Raw genomic sequence first — 237 nt, 5'->3', positions numbered from 1 at the left:
GGCTTTTTATCGCCTTTTTATATTCACGGTTGATTTTGGTTGTTACCCATAATGGCAACCGGAAAAGCGATCTCATCCTTTTGACGTCAGCTTTTAATACAGTGTCCAGCGATTTCCCTACAATTTCAGAGCCATCCGTGAATTCTATGCTGAACATGGTCTTGCTGACTATCCCCAGAGTGATGTCCATCATATCCTGTGTAATTATCCGTTCATCATTATGTTCCCAAGTTGATA

At 40.9% G+C, this 237-nt stretch carries 1 protein-coding gene; it reads right to left on the bottom strand.

What is annotated here, in order from left to right; all coding sequences use genetic code 11:
- Positions 1-193: hypothetical protein (locus tag SB719_RS22530; protein WP_412160088.1), on the bottom strand; the 193-nt coding region annotated here is incomplete at its 3' end.
- Positions 194-237: the final 44 nt, after the last annotated feature.

This window comes from Pantoea sp. SIMBA_079, from assembly GCF_046940275.1.
GTDB classification, from domain to species: Bacteria; Pseudomonadota; Gammaproteobacteria; order Enterobacterales; family Enterobacteriaceae; genus Pantoea; species Pantoea borealis.
This window is presented reverse-complemented; position numbering and strand designations above follow the sequence as displayed.